Origin of the sequence: Megasphaera cerevisiae DSM 20462, assembly GCF_001045675.1 — a bacterium.
Taxonomy (GTDB): Bacteria; Bacillota; Negativicutes; order Veillonellales; family Megasphaeraceae; genus Megasphaera; species Megasphaera cerevisiae.
The window spans coordinates 1-26,073 of sequence record NZ_LEKT01000045.1 but is presented as its reverse complement, the minus strand read 5'-3'; the positions used below and the strand labels follow the sequence as shown (position 1 = coordinate 26,073).

At 45.5% G+C, this 26,073-nt stretch carries 26 protein-coding genes and 5 tRNA genes; 27 read left to right on the top strand and 4 right to left on the bottom strand.

The window, feature by feature from the left end; all coding sequences use genetic code 11:
* From AB840_RS11615 to AB840_RS11595, 5 genes are all read left to right on the top strand, one after another.
* Positions 1-1,016, top strand: a 1,016-nt coding sequence (locus AB840_RS11615; protein ID WP_236684559.1) for a FecCD family ABC transporter permease, incomplete at its 5' end; no start/stop codon positions are given.
* A gap of 90 nt (positions 1,017-1,106) precedes the next feature.
* On the top strand, positions 1,107-2,996 hold the full coding sequence (locus AB840_RS11610; RefSeq protein WP_048515008.1) for a TonB-dependent receptor plug domain-containing protein: 1,890 nt from the start codon (positions 1,107-1,109) through the stop codon (positions 2,994-2,996).
* Between the two features lie 577 nt (positions 2,997-3,573).
* Positions 3,574-3,951, top strand: coding sequence for a hypothetical protein (locus AB840_RS11605; RefSeq protein WP_048515007.1), 378 nt, complete (start codon positions 3,574-3,576; stop codon positions 3,949-3,951).
* A 451-nt stretch (positions 3,952-4,402) separates the two neighbouring features.
* The gene (locus tag AB840_RS11600) at positions 4,403-5,002 is read left to right on the top strand and encodes an N-acetylmuramoyl-L-alanine amidase (RefSeq protein WP_200809919.1); all 600 of its coding nucleotides are present in this window, start codon (positions 4,403-4,405) and stop codon (positions 5,000-5,002) included.
* A gap of 19 nt (positions 5,003-5,021) precedes the next feature.
* The gene (locus tag AB840_RS11595; protein WP_048515006.1) at positions 5,022-5,876 is read left to right on the top strand and encodes a polysaccharide deacetylase family protein; all 855 of its coding nucleotides are present in this window, start codon (positions 5,022-5,024) and stop codon (positions 5,874-5,876) included.
* 81 nt (positions 5,877-5,957) lie between these two features.
* On the opposite strand, the gene AB840_RS11590 is transcribed toward AB840_RS11595, so the two are convergent.
* Together AB840_RS11590 and AB840_RS11585 are read right to left on the bottom strand one after the other, a co-directional pair.
* A complete protein-coding gene (locus AB840_RS11590; RefSeq protein ID WP_048515005.1) occupies positions 5,958-6,377 on the bottom strand; it encodes a NusG domain II-containing protein in 420 nt (139 codons plus the stop codon).
* Complete coding sequence (locus AB840_RS11585; RefSeq protein ID WP_048515004.1) at positions 6,352-7,266, bottom strand: metal ABC transporter substrate-binding protein; 915 nt, start codon at positions 7,264-7,266, stop codon at positions 6,352-6,354. The genes AB840_RS11590 and AB840_RS11585 overlap by 26 nt, the downstream gene beginning before the upstream one ends.
* 164 nt (positions 7,267-7,430) lie before the next feature.
* Between AB840_RS11585 and AB840_RS11580 the strand changes: the two genes are divergently transcribed.
* From AB840_RS11580 to AB840_RS11565, 4 genes are read left to right on the top strand one after another with little or no spacing between them, the layout of a single operon-like run.
* The gene (locus AB840_RS11580; RefSeq protein ID WP_048515003.1) at positions 7,431-8,105 is read left to right on the top strand and encodes a metal ABC transporter ATP-binding protein; all 675 of its coding nucleotides are present in this window, start codon (positions 7,431-7,433) and stop codon (positions 8,103-8,105) included.
* The gene (locus AB840_RS11575) at positions 8,098-8,928 is read left to right on the top strand and encodes a metal ABC transporter permease (protein WP_048515002.1); all 831 of its coding nucleotides are present in this window, start codon (positions 8,098-8,100) and stop codon (positions 8,926-8,928) included. Before AB840_RS11580 ends, AB840_RS11575 begins: the two co-directional genes overlap by 8 nt.
* Positions 8,915-9,400 carry a Fur family transcriptional regulator gene (locus AB840_RS11570; protein ID WP_048515001.1) on the top strand — a complete coding sequence of 162 codons (486 nt, stop codon included), beginning with the start codon at positions 8,915-8,917 and terminating at the stop codon, positions 9,398-9,400. Before AB840_RS11575 ends, AB840_RS11570 begins: the two co-directional genes overlap by 14 nt.
* On the top strand, positions 9,400-10,173 hold the full coding sequence (locus AB840_RS11565) for a serine hydrolase (RefSeq protein WP_048515000.1): 774 nt from the start codon (positions 9,400-9,402) through the stop codon (positions 10,171-10,173). Before AB840_RS11570 ends, AB840_RS11565 begins: the two co-directional genes overlap by 1 nt.
* A 121-nt stretch (positions 10,174-10,294) precedes the next feature.
* Here AB840_RS11565 and AB840_RS11560 read toward each other — a convergent pair whose 3' ends face one another.
* Positions 10,295-10,819 carry a nitroreductase family protein gene (locus tag AB840_RS11560; protein WP_048514999.1) on the bottom strand — a complete coding sequence of 175 codons (525 nt, stop codon included), beginning with the start codon at positions 10,817-10,819 and terminating at the stop codon, positions 10,295-10,297.
* Between the two features lie 305 nt (positions 10,820-11,124).
* Here AB840_RS11560 and AB840_RS11555 point away from each other — a divergent pair, with 305 nt between their 5' ends.
* From AB840_RS11555 to AB840_RS11500, 12 genes are all read left to right on the top strand, one after another.
* Positions 11,125-11,406, top strand: a complete 282-nt coding sequence (locus AB840_RS11555; protein WP_048515010.1) for an ArsR/SmtB family transcription factor — start codon at positions 11,125-11,127, stop codon at positions 11,404-11,406.
* 27 nt (positions 11,407-11,433) lie between these two features.
* Positions 11,434-11,916, top strand: coding sequence for a SixA phosphatase family protein (locus tag AB840_RS11550; protein ID WP_234984869.1), 483 nt, complete (start codon positions 11,434-11,436; stop codon positions 11,914-11,916).
* A 27-nt stretch (positions 11,917-11,943) separates the two neighbouring features.
* On the top strand, positions 11,944-12,744 hold the full coding sequence (thiD, locus tag AB840_RS11545) for a bifunctional hydroxymethylpyrimidine kinase/phosphomethylpyrimidine kinase (protein WP_048514998.1): 801 nt from the start codon (positions 11,944-11,946) through the stop codon (positions 12,742-12,744).
* Between the two features lie 18 nt (positions 12,745-12,762).
* Entirely contained in the window at positions 12,763-13,626 is an 864-nt protein-coding gene (locus AB840_RS11540) for a hypothetical protein (protein WP_048514997.1), read from the top strand.
* A gap of 359 nt (positions 13,627-13,985) precedes the next feature.
* Positions 13,986-15,647, top strand: coding sequence for a ribonuclease J (locus AB840_RS11535; RefSeq protein ID WP_048514996.1), 1,662 nt, complete (start codon positions 13,986-13,988; stop codon positions 15,645-15,647).
* A 97-nt stretch (positions 15,648-15,744) separates the two neighbouring features.
* Positions 15,745-16,701, top strand: coding sequence for a YybS family protein (locus tag AB840_RS11530; RefSeq protein ID WP_048514995.1), 957 nt, complete (start codon positions 15,745-15,747; stop codon positions 16,699-16,701).
* Between the two features lie 18 nt (positions 16,702-16,719).
* Positions 16,720-18,735 (top strand): DHH family phosphoesterase, encoded by a 2,016-nt coding sequence (locus AB840_RS11525; protein ID WP_048514994.1) that lies wholly within the window; start codon positions 16,720-16,722, stop codon positions 18,733-18,735.
* Complete coding sequence (rplI, locus tag AB840_RS11520) at positions 18,732-19,178, top strand: 50S ribosomal protein L9 (RefSeq protein WP_048514993.1); 447 nt, start codon at positions 18,732-18,734, stop codon at positions 19,176-19,178. Before AB840_RS11525 ends, rplI begins: the two co-directional genes overlap by 4 nt.
* 16 nt (positions 19,179-19,194) lie before the next feature.
* Complete coding sequence (lonC, locus tag AB840_RS11515) at positions 19,195-21,102, top strand: Lon family ATP-dependent protease (protein ID WP_048514992.1); 1,908 nt, start codon at positions 19,195-19,197, stop codon at positions 21,100-21,102.
* Positions 21,103-21,114: 12 nt separating this feature from the next.
* A complete protein-coding gene (dnaB, locus tag AB840_RS11510; RefSeq protein WP_048514991.1) occupies positions 21,115-22,449 on the top strand; it encodes a replicative DNA helicase in 1,335 nt (444 codons plus the stop codon).
* Between the two features lie 83 nt (positions 22,450-22,532).
* Positions 22,533-23,483 (top strand): signal peptide peptidase SppA, encoded by a 951-nt coding sequence (gene sppA, locus AB840_RS11505; protein ID WP_048514990.1) that lies wholly within the window; start codon positions 22,533-22,535, stop codon positions 23,481-23,483.
* Complete coding sequence (locus tag AB840_RS11500; RefSeq protein WP_048514989.1) at positions 23,480-24,046, top strand: YIP1 family protein; 567 nt, start codon at positions 23,480-23,482, stop codon at positions 24,044-24,046. The genes sppA and AB840_RS11500 overlap by 4 nt, the downstream gene beginning before the upstream one ends.
* On the opposite strand, the gene AB840_RS11495 is transcribed toward AB840_RS11500, so the two are convergent.
* Complete coding sequence (locus AB840_RS11495; protein ID WP_048514988.1) at positions 24,026-24,919, bottom strand: epoxyqueuosine reductase; 894 nt, start codon at positions 24,917-24,919, stop codon at positions 24,026-24,028. The genes AB840_RS11500 and AB840_RS11495 overlap by 21 nt on opposite strands.
* Positions 24,920-25,148: 229 nt before the next feature.
* Between AB840_RS11495 and AB840_RS11490 the strand changes: the two genes are divergently transcribed.
* The 6 genes from AB840_RS11490 to AB840_RS11465 form a co-directional block, all read left to right on the top strand.
* Positions 25,149-25,224 (top strand) — tRNA-Thr (locus tag AB840_RS11490).
* An 8-nt stretch (positions 25,225-25,232) separates the two neighbouring features.
* Positions 25,233-25,318, top strand: a tRNA-Tyr gene (locus AB840_RS11485).
* 7 nt (positions 25,319-25,325) lie between these two features.
* A tRNA-Met gene (locus tag AB840_RS11480) sits at positions 25,326-25,401 on the top strand.
* A gap of 69 nt (positions 25,402-25,470) precedes the next feature.
* Positions 25,471-25,546, top strand: a tRNA-Thr gene (locus AB840_RS11475).
* A 5-nt stretch (positions 25,547-25,551) separates the two neighbouring features.
* Positions 25,552-25,628, top strand: a tRNA-Met gene (locus tag AB840_RS11470).
* A 136-nt stretch (positions 25,629-25,764) separates the two neighbouring features.
* Positions 25,765-26,073, top strand: a 309-nt coding sequence (locus tag AB840_RS11465) for a GTP-binding protein (protein WP_048514605.1), incomplete at its 3' end; no start/stop codon positions are given.

Here is a 26,073-nt window from a genome sequence, read left to right as displayed (position 1 = left end):
CGGTTATGACGGATCATAAACGACATCTTTGGATTATTTGGATAGGCATTATTGTGTTTTGTATGTTGACCGTATTGATTTCTTTATCGGTGGGACAATATACAATACCATTCTCGCATGTAATACATGATATTTTTCATAGCTCCGGTAGTGCCCTTACCGTGGAAGAACAAGCAGTGTTATGGGATATTCGTATGCCTCGTACATTAGTTGGCTTTCTTGTCGGGGCCGGTCTGGCTGTATCCGGTGCGATCATGCAGGCAGTATTTATCAATCCGCTGGCTGATCCGGCAATTCTCGGCGTGTCAAGCGGAGCTTCTTTAGGTGCCGTTATTGCTATTTCCAGTGGCGGAGCTGCTGCCGGTTTTATATATATTCCGGCATTTGCCATGATAGGTGCCGTTGCGGCAGTTGGTCTTACGTTGCTGCTATCATGGAAGCATGGTAAGGTACGGGTAATGACACTGCTTTTGGCCGGTATTGTTGTCGGCATGATGTGCAGTGCCTTGGTTTCAGGCATTCTTATGATCAGTACGAACCAACAGCTGCATCAATATCTTTTCTGGACGATTGGCGGACTGGACTATCGCCGGTGGGAACACGTGCAGCTGGCTGTTGGCCCCATTACTGCCGGAATCATTGTTGCGGTATTTCTGGCACGTCATTTGAATATTCTCATTCTGGGAGGTACAGAAGCTCGTGCTTTGGGGATGCGCGTTATTCTTTGCCGTCTGCTTTTCCTGGCAATTGCTTCTCTGATGACAGCATTTAGTGTCTGTGTCAGTGGTAATATTGGGTTTGTCGGGTTGGCCGTGCCGCACATGATGCGGCTTATTGTCGGCGCGGATCATCGGAATCTGATCCCAGCTGCCGCTGTCGCAGGCGGTATATTTCTAGTCCTATGCGATACACTTGGGCGGGTCCTTTTTCCGGTGATGGAGATTCGTGTCGGTATTGTAACGGCACTGTTGGGGACGCCGTATTTCTTGTATTTGCTGCGCCATAAACAGAAGTAGCCAAAATATGCGGAGAGACTTCCCTATAGAAGATATGATGCAGATAATTATAGCAATGTGTGTTTAAATTATTGGAGGGGAACTTTTTTTATGATACATGCAAAGAATAAAATAATGACATTAGGTATTTGTTTGTCTTTAACTGGTAGTGCAGCTATAGGGGCGGAAAATATAACTGACGCAGATGATGCGGATACTATTATTGTAACAGCGGCCCGCATTCCGACAAAAAAAATGGCAACGCCTGCGGATACAACCGTGATTACGAGTCGGCAAATTGAAGATGTTCATTATAGCAGCCTAAGCGAAGCTCTGCAGCATGTGACTGGAGTCACTATTGTCAATTTTACGCCTGGAGCGTTGGATTTATTTCGCATTAATGGTGATGACCGGGTTGTTGTGCTCGTTGACGGACGCCGGATGAACAGCGATATGGGTGTAGGCTCGGGACGGGCCAATGTCAATTTAGAGGTCCTGCCGCCTATAAGCGCGATTGATCATATTGAAATTGTCAGAGGAAATGGATCGGCCCTCTATGGAAGCGATGCCGTAGGTGGGGTTATTAATATTATTACGAAAAAAAGAATAGAAAATCAATCTGCTTTTGAGGTCAATACGGGAAGCTGGGGCACACAACAGTATAATTTGACCAATGCCGGCAGTCATGACAAGACGAGCTGGTTTATTGATACTGGATATGGTAAACAAAATTATATGAAATATCATGGCGTGAACGGAACTATGAAGCAAAATAATACGGATTTTCGTGATAATACGCTGACGCTGCGCGTAAATCAGAAAATCAATCATGCAAGTTCGCTGGATGCTGCCTATGATCATAAATCATTTGATGGTAACGTTCCCGGAGCTGTCAGCTATCCATCTCCTCTGGCGCTGCAGCGGCTGACAAATAACGTGGCTTTTACATATCATTTTAAAGAAAATACAGATACGCCGGCTTACGTACGATACTATAATAATTATACGACAACCTACGAAGCAACACGGTTTTCTTCTCGGACACAAGTGATCGATGCGCAAAACACATGGAAAATAACAGATGACCAAACCTTGACCGGCGGATTGGAATGGCGGAAAAGTAATTCTTCTAATGCCGACAGTGGGTATAGCAATAAGGTATTGATTAATCAGGCGGCATATTTGGAGGATATTATTGCAATTAGCAGCAAAATGACCGTTACTCCCGGAATTCGATTAGATAACAACAGTCAATTCGGATTTCATAAAACACCTAAGATAGCCATGAATTATCAGGCCGATAACAACACCAATTTTTTTGCGTCTTGGGGCCGTGTATTTTCAGCTCCGCAAACGGATGATTTATATTATAATGTGTATTATTCTGACTATGGATATGGAATGTATGGCAATGAAAATCTTAAGCCGGAAACCGGGTATTCGGAAAGCATAGGGATGAATCACCGGTTTGACGCGAAAACCAATATTTCCGTCAGCCTGTTTAAAAGTAAAATATATAATGCTATTCGCTGGTTTGACGATCCGGTAACATATGATTGGTATGTGTATAATCTCAATAGTGAAAAGAAAAGCGGCATCGATATTACTTTGCAAAAGCAGATAAACAAAGCATGGAATTATGATGTGGGATATTCATATATCAATACAAAAACAGATACGGGAATTGGACAGGGTTTTATGACTGATATTAAAAATGCACAGCCTAACGGGTATCATGTCGGTGTTTATTATGCTCAGAATGCATGGAAGGCGAATTTGCAGATGACAGCGGGGACAGGGCGGAATACGACCGTATATAGTAATAATTCGTATGTGCTCTGGAACGGAGGTGTCAGCTATGATGCGTCTAAAAATACGACAGTTTACTTTAAAATGAACAATATTACAAACAAGCGATATGAAACGTACACGGGGTATGCAGTTGGTGATTATCCGATGCCGGGGCGGTACTATCAATTAGGAGTAAAGTATGTATTATGATTATGAAAGAATTGATTAATGTATCCAATATGACGGGCGACTTGCAGTATTTACTAATGGTTGTACCGATAATTTGGGTTGTCTCCTGCAAAAGCATGCATTAGACGGCGTGGAAATGATGTTTGCCGCACCAGGGGATGGAATTTTTCCGGCACGGCAATATATTCAGGGAGTGCATCTGCGGTTCTGGCCAAGTTAGCTTGATTTCTGGCGCAATAACAATAAAAATCTATCCCGTTTTTTTCCCGATACGCAGAAACGTATTCAGAAATTTGGTACATCGGACCGCGGCAGATGGATTGAAATAGCACGTGATACTATTCATACAGCTGTTGCCGGAGGAACACCGTATTTTGTGTTCCCTGTTGCGCATATGCGTCCTTGGGAATTATAGGATCGATGTTTTGCCGAATCAGATCGGGAAGTGATTCGGGCAGCTGCTGATTTTTTAATATCATCAGCAGGGACATACCAGAAGATCAGCTCATCCCTTTTGAGAATATGTGGTGGGCTGGTCTTACTTTAAAAAATCAGGAAAACGCGGAATACGTGTTGGAACGGGTGCAGCATCAAACTTGTGGATCTATGCTGGATACAGGTCATTTTACTATGCAGTACGCCGCAAAAGCTTACGGAAGAAGCACGTATTGCGTATATTCTGCAGACACTGTATCAGCTTGGGCCTGTTGTTCACTATATCCGGGAAATACGCGCTTTCGTGTATAAACAAGATGCCTCTGAAAACGATGCGGGAAGCATTGCGATATTTTATGAAAATAGCTTGTCATCAGCCGGTTACAATGAATGCTGTCAAACAAATTATCGTATAATACAGCCAATGTATTTGGTTCATGAATTTATTCCCTCTGACGGAGGTGATTGGGATAAAAAAATATATATGCAGCAGCATGCGTTAGGCGGGGAAGATGAAAAAACGTCAGAAGGTTTCATATGAAGCATGACTGATAAAAGACGGTTATAAAAGATGAAAGCATATTAAAAATATAGTTTTGATACACCCAGGCCATGCATTCGGAATCATAGGAATGGATGGTCTGGTTTGCAAGCAGAGAATATGCCTATGTTTTTCAGATGCAGTGGCAAAATAACGATAAGACTGTTCGTTTATCTCTTGGAGTTTGCGTACACAAACTAATGCATATGCAAATGAGACGCATTTATTAAATAAAACATGAGCTGCATACAGAAAAAACAAACTTATTTTCCTATGAAAATATGAGCATATAAAAATAAAAATGGCTTTATAAACCCGTTTATTTGCAATAAAACAAAGAACATTGCAAATGGATTTTTGCTGAATTAAAGAGTTGGACAATGGCAATACAATAGTGTTATAATACTTAAATTGATAATTGTTTTTTATATTCTATAGAAAAGGAATTATTATGAATGCAATGAGTCGAAAAGAGTTTTTATGTAAAGCCGCGCTGGCGATAGGGTCTCTGGCCGTACTGCCGTCACTTGTCCCGACGTTAGTGCGGGCAGCTTCTAATGAGACTATCGTTTCAGAGCCTCATATTGTCCCGACAAATTTAAAATTTACAGAAACACTGATACCCCGTAAGATTACGAATTTGATTATTGTCCATCATGTAGGTGGTACTGACCGGGATGTATCTGCGGCAGAAATTCACCAATGGCATTTGGCTAATGGCTGGGCGGGAATAGGATATCATTTTCTTATTCATAAAAATGGCATGATTGAGCAGGGCCGTCCGTTGTATGCTATAGGGGCACACTGCTATGGATATAATCAGACTTCAGTAGGTATTTGCTCTGCAGGTGATTTTGATATATCATTTCCTACTAAAAATCAGATAGATTCGGCATCTCATCTGATTGCGTATTTGTGTCAGAAATATGGGCTTAAACCGGATAGTCGTACGGTTTTAGGGCATCGGGATTTGAATCAGACAGAGTGCCCGGGACAAAACTACTATTCACAGCTGGAGGCATTGCGTAAAAAAACGGCATATTTTTTATAAAGAGAGGAAGACGTATATAATGAAACGATGGCTTTTTTTCGTGTTGAAAGGGCTGGCAGGCATCCTTGCCTGTGCAGCTTTTATGTTTTTATATTGGTATGGCGGTTCGGAGCAGTATCGATTGACTGGTGTTCCCGTATTGAATTATCATCAGGTTAATGATCAGTATCATACATCGCTGACGATGACAACACCGGATTTTGATACACAGATGAAATATCTGCATGATAATGGATATCATACGATTACACCGGCACAGCTGAAGGCGTATTTGACGGAAGACGCGCCGCTGCCCGACAAGCCGGTCATGCTTACCTTTGATGATGGGTATATTGACAACTACGTGCATGCGTGGCCCATATTGAAAAAATATGATATGACGGCAACCATTTTTATTATTACGGGACTTGTAGATAAGCCGCGGTATTTGTCATGGGATAATATCCAAAAGATGTCTGCGGCGGGGATTTCCTTTGGTGATCATACGGTATCTCACAAACCGCTGTCTTCGCTTAATACGCAGCAGATTCAGTATGAAATCACAGCGTCTAAAACACAATTGGAAAATCATCTGGGCAAAACCGTCGATTTTATTGCTTATCCGGAGGGAAGCTATGATGATCGTGTGGAATCAGCTGTCAAAGCTGCCGGGTATACCGGCGGTTTTACGGTCAATGCCGGACGGGTATTTCATGGAGATGATGTTGGCGCGCTCAATCGGGTCGCTGTTTTTGAAAGCGGACAGAGCACATTTCGGCATTTTTATATCCGGTTGATGTTGTCAACTCTTTGCGGGTATTTATGGAAGCTGCATGCGTTTGTCGCTGGTACGCTGCATTTGCAGCGATATGCATCGGCTATACCTGAGCCGTAACGGCAGAGAAAAGCTGGAAAAGTATAGAAAAAGACCTTTCGAGGGCATGGAGCTTTCGAAAGGTCTTTTTCATTATGACTATTATTGAGAGACGGCATCAACGGAGCGGTGTTCCTTTCCTTTTATGATGATCAGAATTTTATAAGGAATATTGACAATTTGCTCATAAGGCTGACTGATCCAGCCCATATGCACCCCAATCTGCCGGGGCGAGTTGTCGTCACGAAGGCGGATCCTGCCGTTTTCTATTTCGATGATGGCATAGCCAGGGATACCCTGTACATAAAATTCTTCATGATAGTCAGGTGTTAAAGTCACGGTACGCTGTAATTTTCCATTAACCCATATTTCCGCCTGCCCCGGATCTTGGAAAAAAGATTGCCATTCTGACAGCAGCGGCAGGCAGGAAAGAACTAGTAGCGTGCCTATCAGCAGCAGGTCATTTTTATATATACAAAATACTCGCAAGGGTGAATTATTGCATACTGTTATAAATTTCATCCAGATTTTCTTTCATTCGGTCAATATATGACGCACCATCTTCGCTGGTTTCTATTGTATGAATCTTTTTTACTGTGGCGCCTACTTCATTGGCCAAAGTTTGTGAGGTCTTGGGGCTGACCATGTCTTCGACAAAAATTGTTTTTACGCCGTGCTGGCGGCAATAGTCAGTCAGACGGGCCATTTGCTGCGTACTTGGTTCACCGTCGGCAAATACAGACTCCACGCTGTTTTGCTGCAATCCCAGGTCCCGGCATAAGTACGCAAAAGCAGCGTGTCCTGTTACGAATTGTTTATTAGACAGCTTTTGGAATTTACCGGCATATTCGTCTTCTAACTGCTGCAGTTGGTTTGTATAGTCTTGGGCATTTTTTTTGTAAAATTCGGCGTTGCCAGGATCAGTCTGGGCCAGCGCATCGGCAATGTTATTCACTTCAATTTGCGCATTTTCGAGACTCAGCCAGCAATGCGGGTCATAATGCCCGTGTTCTTTGATTTCGTTTTCGTCTGTCAGCGTAATTGGTGTAATTCCCTGGGAGGCTTCTATGGCTGTCAGGTTTTTGTTCCCGACGGTCTGCAGCGCTTTTTCGACCCATGGCTCCATCCCCAGACCGTTATAGACTAACAGACGGGCACTGCCCAGTTCTTTCAGCGTTTTTGTCGTTGGTTCAAATTCATGCGGTTCTGTTCCGTCAGGAATCATGTTGACGATTTCGACTTTGTCCTTGCCGACGGCCTGTACAAATTCACGCATGGCATCAAACGTGACGGCTACCTTTACTTTTCCCGCAGGCGCCTCCGTTGTTTCGGCTGTTTTGCCGGTACCGCAGGCGGTCAGCAGAGTAACTGCCAATAAGGTAGCGGCAGTGAGCATTATCCATTTCTTCATATATAAGAACCTCCTTGATTATTGATGCAAATAATTTGCATTTGCGATTTCGGTATTTATCATAGCATGGAACCGAGAACACGTCAACTAAATGCAAACGACTTGCGTTTTCTGTTTCGGAACTATATAATAAACAAGTACAGCATGAGAAGGAAGGGGAAGTTATGATTTCATTACAACATATATATTTTGCATATGAGCGAGGGCCGTATTTGCTGAAAGATCTGGATATGGTTATTGAAAACGGCGATTATATTTCTGTCGTAGGCGAAAACGGCAGCGGCAAAAGCACGCTCATTAAATTGATTCTCGGACTGTTATCTCCCAGCAGCGGCAAAGCTGTGAATACCTTTCATCACTGTGCGTATGTACCGCAGCGTTTTGAAACGCTGAACAGCCAATTTCCGATTACCGTATATGAAGTGCTGAATTGTTACCGCAAGGTACTTCATATTAAAGATAAAAAACTGATTTGGGAATGTCTGGAGCAGATGAAGGTAGCTGATTTGAAGGACCGTCTTATCGGTAATTTGTCGGGAGGTCAGTGCCAGAAGGTGATGATTGCCCGGGCGTTGATAGGAAATCCTGATTTATTGATTTTTGATGAACCGTCTACGGGGATCGATGTCAAGAGTCAGATGGAATTGTATCCGTTTATCCGGCAGCTGAATCAGAAAAAAAACATTACGGTTGTGACGGTAGAGCATAATTTAAAATTTGCCATTCATAATTCCACTAAGATGTTTCATATTGTCGGTGGACACGGTCATTTTTGTTCGCCGGCAGATTATATTCGTGAATATGTGTCGGATACGATAGGGAGGGAGGCTGATGTTTGAATATACGTTTATGCAGAATGCCTTTATTGTGGCGATTCTTATCTCATTAGTGTGCCCGCTTATCGGTATGTTTTTGGTTCTGCGCCGCTATTCTATGATTGGTGATGCCCTGTCTCATGCTTCTCTGGCAGGGGTAGCTGTGGGGCTGCTGCTGGATGTCAATCCTATTCTCAGCGCGTTTTGCCTGACTTCGGTTTTTGGTATTGCCATCGAGATGCTGCGTAATGCCTTCCGCCGATATGCTGAATTGATATTGGTCGTAATTTTGTCTTTGTCTGTCGGTATCGCGATTACGATCATTAGTGCCGGTATGGTCCACACGAACGTTGAATCGTTTTTGTTTGGCAGTATTCTTACGGTATCCCAGGAGGATGTATGGTCTGTTGCCGTTCTCAGTGTTGTATCTATCAGTACGATTCTGCTGCTGTACCCGCAGCTGGTTATGCTGACCTTTGATGAAGATGGTGCCAGGATTGCCGGTGTCAGGAGCCGTCTGATTAATTACATTTTTTCGATTCTTGTAGCAGCGACGATTTCCGTATCCATTCGGGTTGTTGGTATTTTAGTAATCAGTTCGCTGATTGCCCTGCCCGTTGCGACGGCGCTGCAGCTGCAGAAGGGGTTTCGCCGGACAATGGAGTTGGCTGTTTTTTTCAGCTTTTTCGATATTCTTCTGGGCCTGGTTATTTCATATTGGGTTGATGCGGCTCCCGGCGGTGTTACGGCGATTGCATCGGTAGTTATGCTGATGGTGGTTATCGCATATAAAGAGGCGGTGCTGACGATACGGAATAAAGGGGGCAGAGGACATGATGCGGCATAAAAACGAAGCAGGCAATTATGGCGAATATCTTCATCAGTATGGCTTGAAAAGTACGCGGCCTCGTAATCACGTGCTGCGCATTCTGATCAATCATCACGGCGTACTGACTGCAGAGGATATATACCGGAAATTGGCGGATGAAAACTGTTGTATCAATTTTTCTACTGTATACCGTATTTTGGAAATGTTTACGGAAAAAGGGCTGGTGGAAAAATCTTTTTTGCCGGATGCTAGAAAGTATGGTTTTGCGCTGCGGTCTCTGGGACATACACACCGGCTTATTTGCCTGCGTTGTCATAGGATCGTGGAAATTTCCCATTGTCCGCTGTCTGTATTTGAACAGAAGCTGGAGGGAGAAACCGATTTTCAGATTGTAGGGCACAATTTGGAATTATACGGCTATTGCCCGGAATGTAAAAAAGCAATGCATGGCAGCCAGGAAGTAAAGGCAGGGGAGGAAAAGAAAACGTGATGATGTGTATATCTGAACCTTGGCTGACGGAAAAATTGGGAGAAAGGGTGCGCGGCAGCGTCCATGTTTCTTTGTATGTTCGGCCTTTGGATGAAGCCCGGCCTTTTATATATGATGAACGAGCCATGCCGTCGGCCAGCCTGATTAAGGTCCCTATTATGGCAGAGGCTTTCCGTCAGGAAAAAGAAGGACGCATTCGGTTTGAGGACATGCTCCTTGTATATGATCCTGTCGAAGGCGGTTCTTTCTATGGGGGGCCGCCGGATAGGAAGGTTTCCTTGTATGATTTGATCTTTCATATGATTGTGGAAAGTGACAATACCTGTGCCAACATGCTGATGGATATTCTTGGGGCTGACCGCATCAATGAGGGGTTCCTGCGATGGGGGATGGATCATACCATACTGCGCCGCAAAATGATGGATTTTGCAGCTGCCCGGGCGGGACGAGAAAATATGACTACCGTTTCTGATATGGGCCGGTTTTTCACGCTGCTGGCTGACGGACGTTGTGTGGATGAGGAACGAAGCCAGGCGATGCTGGCTATCTTGTCTCAACAGGAAGATAATGCTATTTTGCCGGCGCAAATCCCTCATTCGGTTCGGGTAGATCATAAGACGGGAGAACTGGAAGGAATATATCACGACTGCGGTATTGTTTACAGCCCGCGGCGTGTTTATATTTGCTGTATGATGGCTGATGGAATTACGGATGAACCGCGGACAGTATATGATTTGTCATATTTGGCAAGAGATATATATGACAGATTATGAATGCGGGATCTTTTGGTGAGGAGTGGGACTCGATCGTATAGTATCAATTCGTATCAATAAAAAACACCGCATGGATTGAAAAGGATGCAGTCCATGCGGTGTGTAACTGGTGCACAGTGAATTAACGGTCATATATGATGAAATTTTCTTTTCGAGGTGCCGGTGCCGGCGCCGGCTCGTCAGCGTAGCCCAGAATACAGTGGCCTACGCCGGTCAGATGTACCGGAAGCCCCCACGTTTTTAACAGGCCTTGCCCTTCCGGTGAAGAAAATTCTTCTTTGGCCCGGTTAATCCAGCATGAACCCAAGCCCAGAGAAGCGGCAGCATTCATCAGATTACCCATGACCAGGCAGCCGTCCGACCAGGCATTTGCTGACTTTTTCATATCTGCCAGGACAACAAGGACTGTAGGAGCACCATACAGTGGATCACTGGCCGTGCCCATGATTTTGGCATTCATAGCGGACAGCTTGGCAATGGTATTGCTATTCTGGATGACGACGATGGTCACCGGCTGCTTTCCCATACCGCTTGGTGCGTATATACCCGCTTCGAGTACTTGCCTTAAATCGCCGTCGGCAATCTGTTCTTTTTTATATTTACGGATACTGCGGCGGGTAACTAATGTTTGGATCGTTTCATTCATGATGCTCAACTCCCTTTCATAATCCTGTTTATACTATTATTTAGCATATATAGTAGTATAGCATATATAGAGTGCTGAAATACAGGCTGTTTATGCCATAGATACGTTGTTTCAAAATGCTGCAGCAGCTGTGGATGTTTTTCGATAAAAGATTGCCGGATATGTGCTGAATATTTGAGAATATATGATATAATATATGATATGTTATAAACTGAAACTCATCGATAGGAGAGATCGTAGTGATATTGGAACGGGACCAGAGACGGGTAAATAAAAATGAAGAACAGTACCGTCACGGATCGGCGCTGCCGCAGCAATATATTCAGCCATTGGCGGATATTTTTAAGGTTCTCGGTGATCCGACGCGCTTGCGTATTTTACACGCTCTTATGGAGGGTGAGCTGTGTGTCCGCGATATTGCAGATCAGATACAGATGGGTCAGTCTGCTGTGTCCCATCAACTGCGAATTCTGCGCAATGCCCGTCTCGTCCAATTTCGCAGAGATGGCAAGGTAGTATATTATTCGCTGGCCGACAATCATGTATTTACTCTTCTTGCCGTTGGGCTGGAACATGTTGCCGAATAGGGATTGGCGAAATAGGAGGGGACCTTCATGTATATTTGTTTGATGCGTCACGGCAAGGCGGAACCTTTTCAGGAAGGCCGAGCTGATCAGGATCGGGAACTGACGGCCAAGGGAAAAAAACAATCGGTGATGATGGCTGACTTGGCGCTGCGATGGTGGCCGGAAGGAAAAACGTCTCTTTGGGCAAGTCCCTATGTGCGGGCTTGCCAGACTGCCGCTTTTTTGGAACAGACTTTGGATATTGAGACCTTCCATACTCATCCGGCAATAGCAGAAGGGAATCTGCAGGGGTTATATGAAGAGGTTCTCTGCAAGGAAAAGGCGGATATCGTATGTATTGTCGGACATTCTCCGTATTTGGATCAGTGGGCTGCCAAATGGACTGGGACGGCTGTGGATTTTAAAACAGGCAGTATGGCTCTTTTTGAATATGATCCGTATAGCGGCAATGAAGGAAGTGCGTCACTGGTGCTGTATCTTCATCCGAAGGCAGCTCTGTTCATGAAATAATACAGACGATTCAGGAGGTTTTTGAAAATGAAACATGTGTTATCCATTGCCGGTACGGATCCGTCCGGTGGTGCCGGCGCAGCTGCGGATTGCAAGACTTTTTGTGCGCACGGCTGCTTTGCCCTGAACGTTATTACGGCTGTTGTTTCGCAAAATACGCAGGGTGTCCGCGGCTATATGAATGTTACGCCGGAGCTTATTGCGTCACAGATTGATGCGGTTTTTGAAGATATTAATGTAGATGCCGTGAAAATAGGAATGGTCAGCGTGCCGGCGACGATTGGTGTCATTGCCGATAAATTAAAGCAGTACAAGCCGCCAGTAGTCGTGCTTGATCCGGTCATGGTGGCAACGAGCGGTCAGCGGCTGCTGGTTCCGGAAGCGGAACAGACATTAAGGGATATTCTTTTGCCTTTGGCGGATGTGCTGACGCCTAATCTGCCGGAGGCGGAGGTGCTGACAAGGCGGCCGATTCGCAGCTTTGCTGATATGGAGGCGGCAGCCAGACGGATTTTTGATATGGGGGCCAAGGCGGTGCTTGTCAAAGGTGGGCATCGTATGGAGGATGCTACAGATATTTTGTATGACGGCAGGGGCTTCCATTATTTTAAGGGGAAACGAGTGGAAAGCAACAGCACCCACGGAACGGGATGTTCCTTGTCAAGTGCTATTGCTGCTAATTTGGCTAATGGCATGAGCTTATCGGAGGCTGTCGGTGCGGCTAAAAAATATGTATTCGAAGGTATTTACCATGCCGAACTGATCGGTAAAGGCCACGGCCCAATTCATCATTTCTATCAATTGTATAAGAGAGCAGGTCTGGAATAGGATCTGATGAGGTGTGATATGAATGTTATGCGGCGTTGGAAGCGCACGATCTGCACAGCTGTTGCTGTAATGGCCGGCAGTATGTGTTTGGCGGCCTCTCCGGCTGATATATACAAGGAGGCGGCAGAGACGATGGCCGCCCATCCCGATGGAGAATATGTAATCAGAATCAATATGCAGATGCCCATGATAGGGGCGGCTGATATTGTCAATACGGTAGATCTGCAAGCGGAACCGTTCATAGTAAATAGTAAAACGACGATCACCGGCCTTGGAAAAACGACGGAACCGACTCAGGCGTATGTCGAGCAGGATGGTGACAAATTGAATGTATATTATGGAAAAACATCAAACGGAAAAACGGAATGGAGAAAGACCAGCCAGAAATTAAATAGTACCACGCCGATTTCCCAGGAGTTCAATGCGAATCATGATGTTCTTGCGGGTGTCAAATCCATTGCAGCTGCCGGCGATAATGCATATACTGTCGTCTATGATGCAAAAAAACTGTATCAGGATACAGATAAAGCAAATTTGAAAAAGGCTGGCTGTACGCCGGAACAAATTGATATGATTACCCAGGTGTTGCAGTCCCTGCAGCAGTCAGGCGATATATCTGCCGTAGTTACCGTTGATCCGGTGTCAAACCGTATTTCTCGTGTTCGTGTGTCGCTGACACCGCAGATGCGCAGCATCGCAATGTCGTTGCTGGATCAGTATCAAACGACAGAGGCTAACAAGGCGATTGTAAAACAATTTATTCAGTTCAGCGAAATTGATATGACGGTCGATTGTACTGCCCTGCCGGAAGGCACTGCCCTGACAGTCCCCCAATCGATTAAAAAACAGGCTGTATCGGTCAAGGAAAAGGCAAAGCGCTGAAACGCGTTGACGAAATACAGGGCGGCAGGATCTGCGGGAACGTAACGCCTGCAGGTTACTGCCGCGTTTTGATTATTCCGGAAATGCTATAAAAACGTAAAATTTAAGTTAATTTTTTGATGAATTGACAGAAAAGTACATGCATGTTATTGACAGAAGAAACGAAATAACGGAAAATATGGTAGAAGGGTAAAACCATTATTGTTCGTTATATCTTGAAAAACAGGCATGCAGTAGGAGATGACCCGGCAGGAACGATGTGTGCCTGGACACAGAGGATGAATCTGCAGAGCAGCTTTAGGTGTAAAGTGATGCTGGCAGTTGAACGGATAAATATAATTTATTAGGAGGTAAAAAACTTGGCTAAGAAGGAAAAACTTATGGTCATTCCTTTAGGCGGGCTGGGAGAAATCGGCAAAAATATGACGGTCATTCAATATGGCAATGATATTATCGTCATTGATGCCGGCTTGGCATTCCCAGACGACGATATGTTTGGCATTGACCTTGTCATCCCTGACATGAGCTACTTGATCGAAAACAGGGATAAAGTGCGGGCTGTTGTTATTACACATGGTCATGAGGATCATATTGGAGGCTTGGCATATTTGCTTAACGAAGTAAATGTGCCCGTATACGCGACTAAGCTGGTATGCGGCCTTATTGAAGGAAAACTGAAGGAAAATCATATTACAAATTACAAACTGAATGAAGTGCATCATGGAGATGAAGTACAGATCGGCTGCATGAAGGTGGGATTTATTCACACGAATCACTCTATTCCCGATGCCAGCGCACTGTATTTTAAAACACCGGTGGGAACGATCGTTCACACGGGTGACTTCAAAATGGATTTGACCCCCGTGGACGGATTGCTGATGGATATCCATAAATTTGCAGAACTGGGACGCCGTGGCGTACTGCTTCTTATGTCGGACAGTACAAATGCTGAACGCCCAGGATATACGGAATCGGAAATGACTGTGGGTCATGCCTTCCGTAAGGCTTTCCGCGCTGCTCCGGGGCGTATTATTCTGGCGACTTTCGCATCGAACGTATCTCGTATTCAGCAGGCTATCAATACGGCCGTGCAGTTTAAACGAAAGGTAACCGTATTAGGCCGGAGTATGGTCAATAATGTGCAGATTGCGATGGAATTGGGATATCTGGATGTGCCCGAGGGCGTACTTATCGAACCGGATGAACTCAATCGGTATCCGGCAGATCAGGTGCTGATTCTGACGACAGGAAGTCAGGGGGAACCTATGGCTGGATTGTCTCGCATGGCTGCGAATAATCACCGCAGCGTCAGCATTATGCCGGGTGATACAGTCATTATTTCGGCCACACCAATCCCGGGGAACGAAACCGGTGTGGGACGGACAATCGATAATTTGATGAGGCTGGGCGCTGATGTTATTGCCGGACGGGATAAAAAAATCCATGTTTCCGGTCATGCCAGCCAGGAAGAATTAAAGTTGATGCTGGATTTGATCCGGCCAAAGTATTTTATTCCTGTTCATGGTGAATATCGCATGCTGAAGCAGCATGGTGAACTGGCCGTCATGATGGGGGTTGAAAAGGATCATGTACTGATTGGTGACAATGGTCAGATTTTTGAGTTTTCCAATCGTACCGGGCATAAGACCGGGCATGTGAATGCAGGACGCGTCTTTGTTGATGGTCTTGGCGTCGGCGATGTGGGAAATATCGTTATCCGTGATCGCCAGCAGTTGGCAATGGAAGGTGTTGTCATCGTTGTTATGACCTTGGCAAAAGGGACAAGTCATCCTCTGGCAGGTCCGGATATTGTGTCTCGGGGATTTGTATATGTCCGGGATTCGGAGGCTTTGATCAACGAAGCCCATGACCGGGTCGCTGCCGTTTTGGAGCGGTGCGAGGCTGGTAATATACGCGAATGGGCTGTGATTAAATCACAGGTGCGGGATACGCTGAGTCGTTATTTGTATGAAAAAACACGGCGCCGGCCCATGATCCTGCCGATTATTATGGAAGTATAATCAAACCGTATACATGGTGACAGCGGAGGTATTATACCTCCGCTGTTTATGGTGTAGAATCTTTTCTGCACCTTGTTTTTATAGAAGGAGGAATTTTATGGAGCAGAAACGGGCCACGCCACTTACGACAGCTGGCTGTTTTGCTGCTGTTATGCTGATTTTAGCACTTCTCAGTACGTATGTGCCGATCTTTTCATTTATTGGATATTTTATTATGCCGATTCCGATATCTGTTACGTACATGAAATACGGCATTCGCCAGGCACTGCTGCTTGGCATTACGGCAGGCATACTGATGGGAATATTTATTGACCCTCTGACCGCGGTTATTCAACTGCTTACCTTTGGCTCCGTAGGCATCGCCGTGGGCGCGGGTTTCCGTCATGAATGGCCGCCGGTACGTATGCTGTTGGGGGTCACTGCGGCACTGATCGGCACGGCGATTGTTTTGATAGGACTAGTGTATGCTGTCATGGATATCAACGTTATCACGACGCTGGGAAACACCTTTAATATGGTTGTGGACAATATGCTTGCACAATATAAAAACAGCGGTATGTCAGAAATTCAGCTGGCGGAGGCCAACGTACAGCTGGAACAGGTTCGTCAAATGCTGCCGGTGCTGATGCCGATGGTGGTGTGCCTTGCAGCAGCAGTTATTGCTTATATCAATATCAAAGTCTCTCAGGTAATGCTGATTCGGCTGGGTTTTTCCGTACGTCCCTTTTTACCTATCCGTTATTGGGAAATATCACGTAGTATGATATACTTATACATATTGGCAATCGTCATGAAATATTGGGGAACGACACGGGATATTCAGTGGCTCAATATTATTGGCATTAACTTGAATCAAATGGCTTTCTTTTTTATATGTATTCAGGGGATTGCCTTTGCATTTTATTTTTTGGACCGCCGTTTTAAGATTGGTACGGGGGTACAAGCACTGCTTTTAGTGATGTTTTTTGTCTTGCCGGTTTTTTCCTATTTAGCATTTATTATTGGAATTATTGACATGCTTGTAAATTATCGTAAAAAGCAAGGTATGCCGTAATGCGCGGGAGGCGGAAAGATGTTTAAAAAATTGCTGTCAAGACGGAGTGAGGAGCCCTTTTTTCTCATTGCTGTTTTGCTGCTGGTTATCATTGCCGCATATAACTGGGTCATTGCATTACTGGCCCTTATTTTACTCAGCGGGGCCTATGTCCTGACTCGTAAGAATCATGATGAACGAAATAAGGAGATTAGTCAGTTTTTTGACGCGATTTCCCGCAGTGTGGATCAGGCATCTACCTATGCTGTTCAAAATCTGCCAATCGGAATCGCAATCATTGATATGGAGTCCAGTCTGTGCTGGGCCAACAGTGTGTTTCGTGACTGGGTTGGAGATATTGATAATGATCAAAAGCTGGATCATATCATGCCCAATCTTAATATTGATAAATTTTGGGGAAAATTTGGCTATTTTTTTGAACATATTGGCAGCCGCTACTATCGCGTCGTCTATAAATATTTGCAGACAGAAGCCGCTGAGGATGATAATTATCTGATTTTGTATTTTGAAGATATTACAGAAACAGAAACGCAGAAAATGAACTGCTTGGCGGCAGTGCCCGTGTTCTGTGATATTGAAATAGACAATATGGAAGAAGTTGCCAAGGGAATGTCGGCAGTACAGCAGACAACCCTGTGGACTAACGTCAATAATTGTCTGGTTGGTGAGCTGACGGCACGGGACTGTTTTGTGCGGGCGTATGGGAATGAAAAGTATTTTGCCTGCCTGAGCCGTAAAGCATTAAACGCTCTGAAGGATGATAATTTCTCCTTTTTGGAAAAAATACGTTCTATTCATACGGTAAACCGGATTCCTGTAACGATCAGTATGGGGGTGGCGACACTGCCGGAGGATATTGTAGCCAAAGGACTTTCTAATTTTAATGAATTGGCCGATAAGGCCCGGGCAGGACTGGATTTAGCACTGGGCCGCGGCGGTGATCAGGCAGTTGTTTTTGAAGAAGATGGTTCCCCTCATTTTTATGGCGGCAAAACCCGATCTGTGGAAAAAAATACCCGTGTTCGGGCCCGTGTTGTTGCACAGGCTATTCGAGAACTTATTGATGCCAGTGATCTTGTTCTTGTTATGGGACATGAACGTGAGGATTATGACAGCATTGGGGCTGCGGTCGGCGTAGCGCATATGGCGCGTCTGGCTGGTAAGACGGTACACATCGTTATCAGCGAACAGACTGATGCTATACAGCGATTGGAAGATCAGATTCTCGATTATCCTATTTTCAAAGATTTATTTATTACCGCGGAAGCGGCAGATGCGATCTGCAATAATCAGACACTTCTGTTTATCGTTGATACTCACCGGCCGGATATGACTGTGGCTCCGGCGTTGCTCGATAAGACCGAACGGCGTGTTGTCATCGATCATCACCGCCGCAGCTCTGATTTTATAAAAAAACCTCTTCTGACGTACACAGAGGCGTCCAGCTCGTCTACTTGTGAATTGGTAACAGAGCTTCTGCAATATTATCAGGAAGATGTAGAGTTAGAAAAAATAGAGGCGACGGCGCTCTATGCCGGTATCATTGTGGACACGAAAAATTTTGCCGTGCAGACTGGGGTGCGGACCTTTGATGCGGCCTCGTATCTGCGGCGGTGCGGTGCTGATCCGGAAATTGTGAGAGAATTATTCAGTTCAGATTTCAACACGATAAAGAATCGGGCAAGCATTTTATCAGAGGCACAGATTAAGGATGGCATTGCTACGGCCATCTGCCCAAGGGAAATTAAAAATTCGACTATTGTGGCAGCTCAGATAGCGGATATTCTTGTCAACATCGATAATGTAGAGGCCAGTTTTACTTTTTATGAACTGGCGGATAATTATATTGGTATCAGTGCTCGTTCCAGAGGTGAAATCAATGTGCAGCTGGTGATGGAGGCGCTGGGCGGCGGCGGGCATCGTACTGTTGCCGGGGTACAGCTAAAGGATCGGTCTCTGGCGGAGGCCAAAAATGATGTGATGGCTGCGCTTCATGATGTATTAGATAAAGATAAGGAGATTGAAAAAGAATGAATGTTATACTCTTGCAAGATGTCAAAAAATTAGGTAAAAAGGGTGAAATTGTAGAAGTTTCCGAAGGCTATGGCCGGAATTACCTGCTGCCCCGCAAATTAGCGGCACCAGGTACTACTGAAAATATTAATGATGCAAAGCAAAAAAAGGCTGCCGCTCAGCATAAAGCGCAGGTAGCATCTGATGAAGCCGTTATTTTAGCCAGCCAGCTGAAAAAAGTGGAGTTGACAATTTCTGTCAAAGTAGGAGAAGGCGGCAAAGTATTCGGAGCTATTACGGGGAAAAATATCAGCGAAGCCGCTAAGGCACAGTACGATATTGATTTGGATAAAAAGAAAGTGGAAATTAAGGAACCTATCAAATCGCTGGGAACCTATGATGTTGTCGTTCGCGTTCATCCGACGATTACGAGTGTGATCACGGTACACGTTGTAGAAGGCTAAACTGTGAGGGGAAGCTATGAAGGAATTACTTGATAAATTGCTGCAGCGCCATAAATATCTGGAACCGACTGCTGAGGAGGAACTGCGCCGTCAAGTCAACGTACTTTATGGCGCCTTTACCGGCTTGATAGGGTCAGAAAAAATGGTATTGCGTGCCAGTAAATATTCAGCCTTGTCTTTTGTTCATTCTGAGGATCCGCGGCATCGTCTTGTAGGGCTGCAGCGCCTTATTTACGAGGATGCTTCGTATGACCGGATACCCAAAGACGAAGAGGTTGTTGATGTTTTGAATGAGCTGGAAATGGTTTTGGCAGAAATGTTGGCTCGTCAGGCTGTGGAAGAGCGTTTGGAGAAAAAAATCACCCAGCGCATGGAAGAAAAACAACAAGAATATGTTCAGGAAATCAAAATACAGCTTATTAAGGAAGAACTGCATGATGTGGAGACACCACAGACACGGCGCAAACTGGAGGACTTGGAGAAGCTCGATGCGGTACAGTTGAACGAGTCTATTATGGAACGGGTTCGGCCTAAGACGCTGGGGGCCGTTGTTGGGCAGGAACGAGCTGTAGAGGCGATGCAGAGCAAGCTGGCTTCCGTATATCCGCAGCATTTGCTGCTCTATGGTCCGCCTGGTGTAGGTAAAACTACAGCTGCCCGTATTGTTTTAAATGAAGCAAAGCAGCTGCCGTTTACCCCGTTTGGCGCGAATGCGCCTTTTGTGGAAACGGATGGGACGACCTTGCGGTGGGATGCCCGAGACATGACCAATCCGCTTATCGGTTCTGTACATGATCCGATTTATCAAGGGGCACGCCGAGATCTGGCAGATACGGGGATTCCAGAGCCGAAACCGGGCTTGGTGACGGAAGCGCATGGGGGCATTCTTTTTATTGATGAAATCGGCGAAATGGATCCCATGCTTCTTAATAAGCTGCTGAAGGTTCTGGAAGATAAAAAAGTAAAATTTGAATCGGCCTATTATGATGAGGACGATCCGAATGTACCAAAGTATATCCGTAAACTGTTTGCGGAAGGGGCACCGGCAGATTTTGTCCTTATCGGGGCTACGACGCGGAATCCATCGGAAATTAATCCAGCTATTCGGTCACGCTGCGCGGAAATATTTTTTGAACCGCTGGTACCGGATGACATTCAGCAGATTGTAAAAAATGCGGCACTGGAGCTGGAAGTGTCTCTGGCAGAGGGTGTTTCTGAGCTCATCAGTGAGTTTACAATTGAGGGACGCAAGGCTGTTAATATTTTGGCAGATACATATGGACTGGCCGTATACCAAGCGGGGACCAGGCGGCATTTGGAAATTACACGGAATCATGTCTACCGTGTTGCTCAGATCAGTCGTCTGGTGCCGTATATGACAAATAAAGCATCTAACATGCCGGCAATTGGCAAGGTCTTTGGACTTGGCGTATCCGGATATTTGGGCTCGGCCATTGAAATAGAGGCCGTGGCATTCCCGGCCCGCACGCCTGGAAAAGGGTATTACCGCTTTAATGATACGGCTGGCTCCATGGCGAAGGACTCTATGTTTAACGCGGCGGCGGTGGTCCGCAGCGTAACGGGAAAGGAACTATCGGATTACGACGTCAACGTCAATTTTGTCGGCGGCGGGAATATCGACGGTCCGTCAGCAGGCTGTGCTATTACGACTGCTTTGATATCAGCAGTCATGCAAATTCCGGTTCGTCAAGATATGGCGTTGACAGGTGAAATATCTGTACAGGGACAGGTCAAGCCTGTTGGCGGGGTATTTGAAAAAGCGTACGGAGCCCGTCAGGCCGGTATGCAAGGGATTATTATTCCCAAGGAAAATGAACAGGATATTCCGGCTCATCATTTGCAGCTGCGTATTCACAGTGTGAAAATGATTCAGGATGTACTGGATATTATGCTGGTGAAATAGGGAGTGTGTATTATGGAACAACGTATTCCACCGCAAAATGTAGAGGCAGAGCAGGCTGTTTTGGGTGCAATGATGCTCGAACATAATGCTGTTATTGCCGCAATGGAAAAACTGCAGCCCAACGATTTTTACCGGGAAGTGCATCGAACGATTTTTGAAGCAATGGAAAATCTCCATCGAGAAAATAAAGAGATAGATGTTATTACGCTGCCGGAAGAATTACGGCGGATGAAGAAGCTGGATGACGTAGGCGGTCTGGAATATATTCTCAGTCTCCCGAATTTGGTGGCAACTGCGGCTAATATCGAATATCATGCGAATATTGTTTCTGAAAAGGCATTGGCTCGTAGCATTATTACGACGTGTACCGACTTGACGACAGAGGCTTATGAGGGCGAGCGAGAGCCGGAGGATCTGCTGGATGATGCAGAACGTAAAATCCTCCAACTGTCGGAAAATAAAAACCGTGGTGATTTTGCCCCAGTGGGCGTTGTTGTCGAAGCTACTTTAGATAAAATCACTAAATTATATGAAAATAAAGCGGGGCTAACGGGTCTGCCCACCGGCTTTCGGGATTTGGACAGGCTGACATCGGGCTTGCAGCCGTCGGATCTGATTCTTGTTGCCGCCCGCCCCAGTATGGGGAAAACGGCCTTCACACTGAATATTGCTCAAAATGTGGGGGTGCGGCAACGTAAAACGGTAGCCTTTTTTTCATTGGAAATGTCGCAGGAACAGTTGGTGCAGCGGTTGCTGTGCCAAATTTCCCATATTGATTCGCAGAAACTGCGTACCGGACAGCTTAATAGTGATGAAGAATGGACTAAGTTGACAGATGCGTGTGACAAGCTATATCAGTCACCGATTTATATTGATGATACGCCGGGGATTTCTGTTGCAGAAATGCGTTCTAAAGCGCGGCGGCTCAAATCAGAGCACGGTCTGGATCTGATTGTTATCGATTATCTGCAGCTGATGCAGGGGCGTAACTCAGAAAGCCGGCAACAGGAAATTTCTGAAATTTCCCGTTCTTTAAAAGCCCTGGCGCGGGAATTAAAAGTACCTCTTATTGCGCTGTCGCAGTTGAGCCGCAGTGTTGAAAGCCGGCAGGATAAACGGCCGATGCTTAGCGATCTGAGGGAATCAGGCGCATTGGAACAGGATGCCGATATCGTTTCTTTTTTATATCGTGAAGATTATTATGACAAAGAAACAGAAAATCAGCATATTACAGAAGTCATATTGGCTAAGCATCGAAATGGTCCTGTCGGTGCGGTCAAGCTGTATTTCAAGGGCGAGTATACATTATTCCTTAATCTTGATACTACGCATGACGATCATTCGTAACTATGGGGGATGAAAAACAGGCAGTACGGCTGCAAGGTGCTGTCGGTTTTTCTTCCCTTCTTTTTATATGAGGGGAGAATGCAATGGATAGAGTAAAGAAAATGCGTGTTGCTGCAATAGTGACCGTGCTGCTGTTTGCTTTAGTAGCGGCTGCCGGGTTTGCTTCCCGGTCACCTGTAGTGATGTCGTTTCATCAGGAACGGCGTGTGGCCGTTATCCGAGTCACGGGTCCCATTGTTGGCGGCAATAGTGATCCGGTAAGTTTGGGCGGTTCATCGGGTACCACATCAGGCGAACTGATGAGGCAGTTTCGTAAGGCCCGTAAAGATGACAGCGTCAAAGCCGTATTGCTGCGGATCGATAGTCCCGGCGGCAGTGCGGCGGCCACACAGGAGGCGGCACAGGAACTGCAGCGTCTGAAGGATGCGGGAAAACCGGTTATTGTTTCGATGGGAGATACAGCCGCATCGGGAGCGTACTGGCTGGCGGCATATGGCGATAAAGTATTTGCCAATCCGTCTACGATTACAGGCAGTATCGGCGTATATATTTCGTATTATGATTTACAGGGACTGAGTCAGAAGTTGGGCGTATCGGAAGAAAAAATAAAATCAGGTGCGCATAAGGATATTTTTTCACCATTCCGGCCTATGACTCCGGAGGAACGGCAGATTACACAGACGATGGTCAATGATATGTATAATCAATTTGTTGCGGTTGTTGCTAAAGAACGTCATATGGAAGAGCCTGCTGTGCGAGCCTTAGCAGATGGACGGGTGTTTACCGGCGAACAAGCCCAGAAGGCGGGCCTTGTGGATGCAATGGGAAATTATTATGATGCCCTGGCCTATGCTGGAAAACTGATTGATGCAGATCCGGATAAAGTGCCTACGGTGGCGTATACCGAGCCGGTATCTTGGCAGCAGCTTTTAAAGGGAGATCTGTCGGTATTTCGTTTTATCCAGTCGGCATATGGGGCGGAAAATAATATCCCGCTGCCGTTGCTGCTGATGAAGAGGGGGTGGCAGCATTGAAACAGCATATAGAAGATGCTCTGGTTTTGGCATATGGTGTTGTGACAGAACCTCAAAAAAACATAGCTGCCATTACAGAAAAACAGCAGCTATGCGAAGGTCTTATCATTTGGGCAGGTACGATTTTGTTATCTGTTATCTCCGTCTTTTCGCAATGGGAAAAGGCATCCATGCTGACACTTATTGCCCTTTATGGCGGCGCAGCGCTCTTTTTTCTTTTCCGCATTTTATTTTTACACGGTACTTCCCGCATGCTGGGCGGCGAAGGATCGCTCAAAGGAATAGCTTCCGGACTTTGCTTTGCTGATATTCCTGCTAATTTGGCGACTTTGGCAGAGAGTTTTGTTTTTATTCTTCCGGCGCAGCTAGTTTATTTGATTTCATTTGCGGTAATGATTTGGTCGTTTGCACTGGCGGTCATGGCCGTCAGATCTAATTATGGCTTGAGTACAGGGAGGTGCATTGCGGCAATTATTCTTCCGGCTGTATTATTTATTGGTGTTATCGTGATTTTGTTCGTATATGTGGCTGTATCTATTGCTTCAGTCTTCGAAGGTTTCTGATGCGGTTTTGCTGATGTAATCCAGATTTCGCAGAAGCAGTTTTTTTCCTCGCCAGGCAAAGGCCCGTCTGCTGTAAGCTGTTTGAAATTGGCGATTTGACATATCTGCAATATCCGAGCGGTGCAGGAGAGACAGGCGGTCCTGACGGAATTCAGGAAGAGGTGTGTCGGCAATGTTTGCGTTATGGGGGCAGACCTGCTGACATTCATCACAACCGAATATAAGAGGCGTTTTTTGTAGCACTGTAATTTCGGGCGGCGTTAAGCTGCCTTTTTTTTGTGTTAGAAAAGATTTGCAGAATCGATAGTCGTAGCCGGAAGCAGAAGTGAAACAGTGACCGGGACAAGCCGTTTTACAGGCACCGCAGTGAAGACACTCTTTTTCCAAAGGCAGATCCGGTTCTAACCGGAGCGTAGTCAGGATACTGCCGATGAAGCAGTACGATCCATATGTAACATTGATAAAGCAATGGTTATCGCCGAAAAATCCCAGGCCGGCCTTATAGGCCAGCCAGCGATCTGCCAGCGGAGAAGTATCGATAATACTGTACTGGCGGCTTTCGGGACACAGCTCCTGCAGAAAGGATTCTATGCGATGCAAATATGTGCGGATGACAAGATGATAATCCGGGCAGCGGCAATACATTGCCAGATTGGCGGCAGTGTCTTCAGATACATAATAAGGAAATAAAATAACGATAACAGACCGACATCCCGGTAGAAGTCGTTCTGGCGCATAGCGATCCTGCCCTTCGCCGGCAGCAAGAGGACAGATATCTGCTTCTTCCGCAGGACCCTTCAGATCAGCAGGGGCGATACCGGTACACTTCAAGCCCAGCGATGCTGCGAATTTTTTTATGTCATAACTGTTCATAGAAGCTCCTTTGAAAAGATAACACTCTGCGCTTATTATAGCATTAAAAAAGAGGCAGAACCAAGAAAAAAATGTAAATGTGTTCTTGCATTTTCATGGGGAATATAGTATACTAATCAAGTCGGCGGTTTTAGAGGATGATTATATGACTGTTGACTTTGAAAACGTTGAAAAAAGTATTGACAGAATGAAGATTATCTAGTATAATTAACTACGTTCTGTTGAGTAGGCCGACGTAGCTCAATTGGTAGAGCAACTGACTTGTAATCAGTAGGTTGTAGGTTCAAGTCCTATCGTCGGCTCCAAACATTGTGGTGGGGTTCCCGAGTGGCTAAAGGGAGCAGACTGTAAATCTGCCGGCTATTGCCTTCGAAGGTTCGAATCCTTCCCCCACCACCACTATTGTCGCGGGGTGGAGCAGTTGGTAGCTCGTCGGGCTCATAACCCGAAGGTCGTAGGTTCAAGTCCTGCCCCCGCTACCAAATTTTTTCTTGTAATTAAAAGCATGAAAAGTCCATATAACTTTATAACGATGCTTTGAACGGTAATAGGCTGTTGTAGCTCAGTCGGTAGAGCGTATCCTTGGTAAGGATAAGGTCACCGGTTCAATCCCGGTCAATAGCTCCACACATGGCGGCTTAGCTCAGTTGGCTAGAGCATGCGGTTCATACCCGCAGTGTCCAGAGTTCGAATCTCCGAGCCGCCACCACATTTATAACCTCGTTTTGCGAGGTTATTTCTATATGCAATGATATATTTTTCTCTTTTGTTAGAGCATAAATCTACATTGTGTGATAGAATACAAGATATAAACAGATTTTTTCCTAAAGGAGGAAATGAATAACATGGCAAAAGAACATTACGAAAGAACCAAACCGCATGTTAACATTGGTACCATTGGTCATGTCGATCATGGTAAAACAACGTTGACAGCAGCAATCACAAAAGTATTGTCCAAAAAGGGCTACGCTAAATTTGAAGATTATGCAGATATCGACAAAGCACCGGAAGAACGTGAACGCGGTATTACAATCAATACGGCACACGTTGAATACGAAACAGATAAACGTCATTATGCCCATGTAGACTGCCCGGGGCATGCCGATTATGTTAAGAACATGATCACCGGCGCGGCGCAGATGGATGGAGCTATC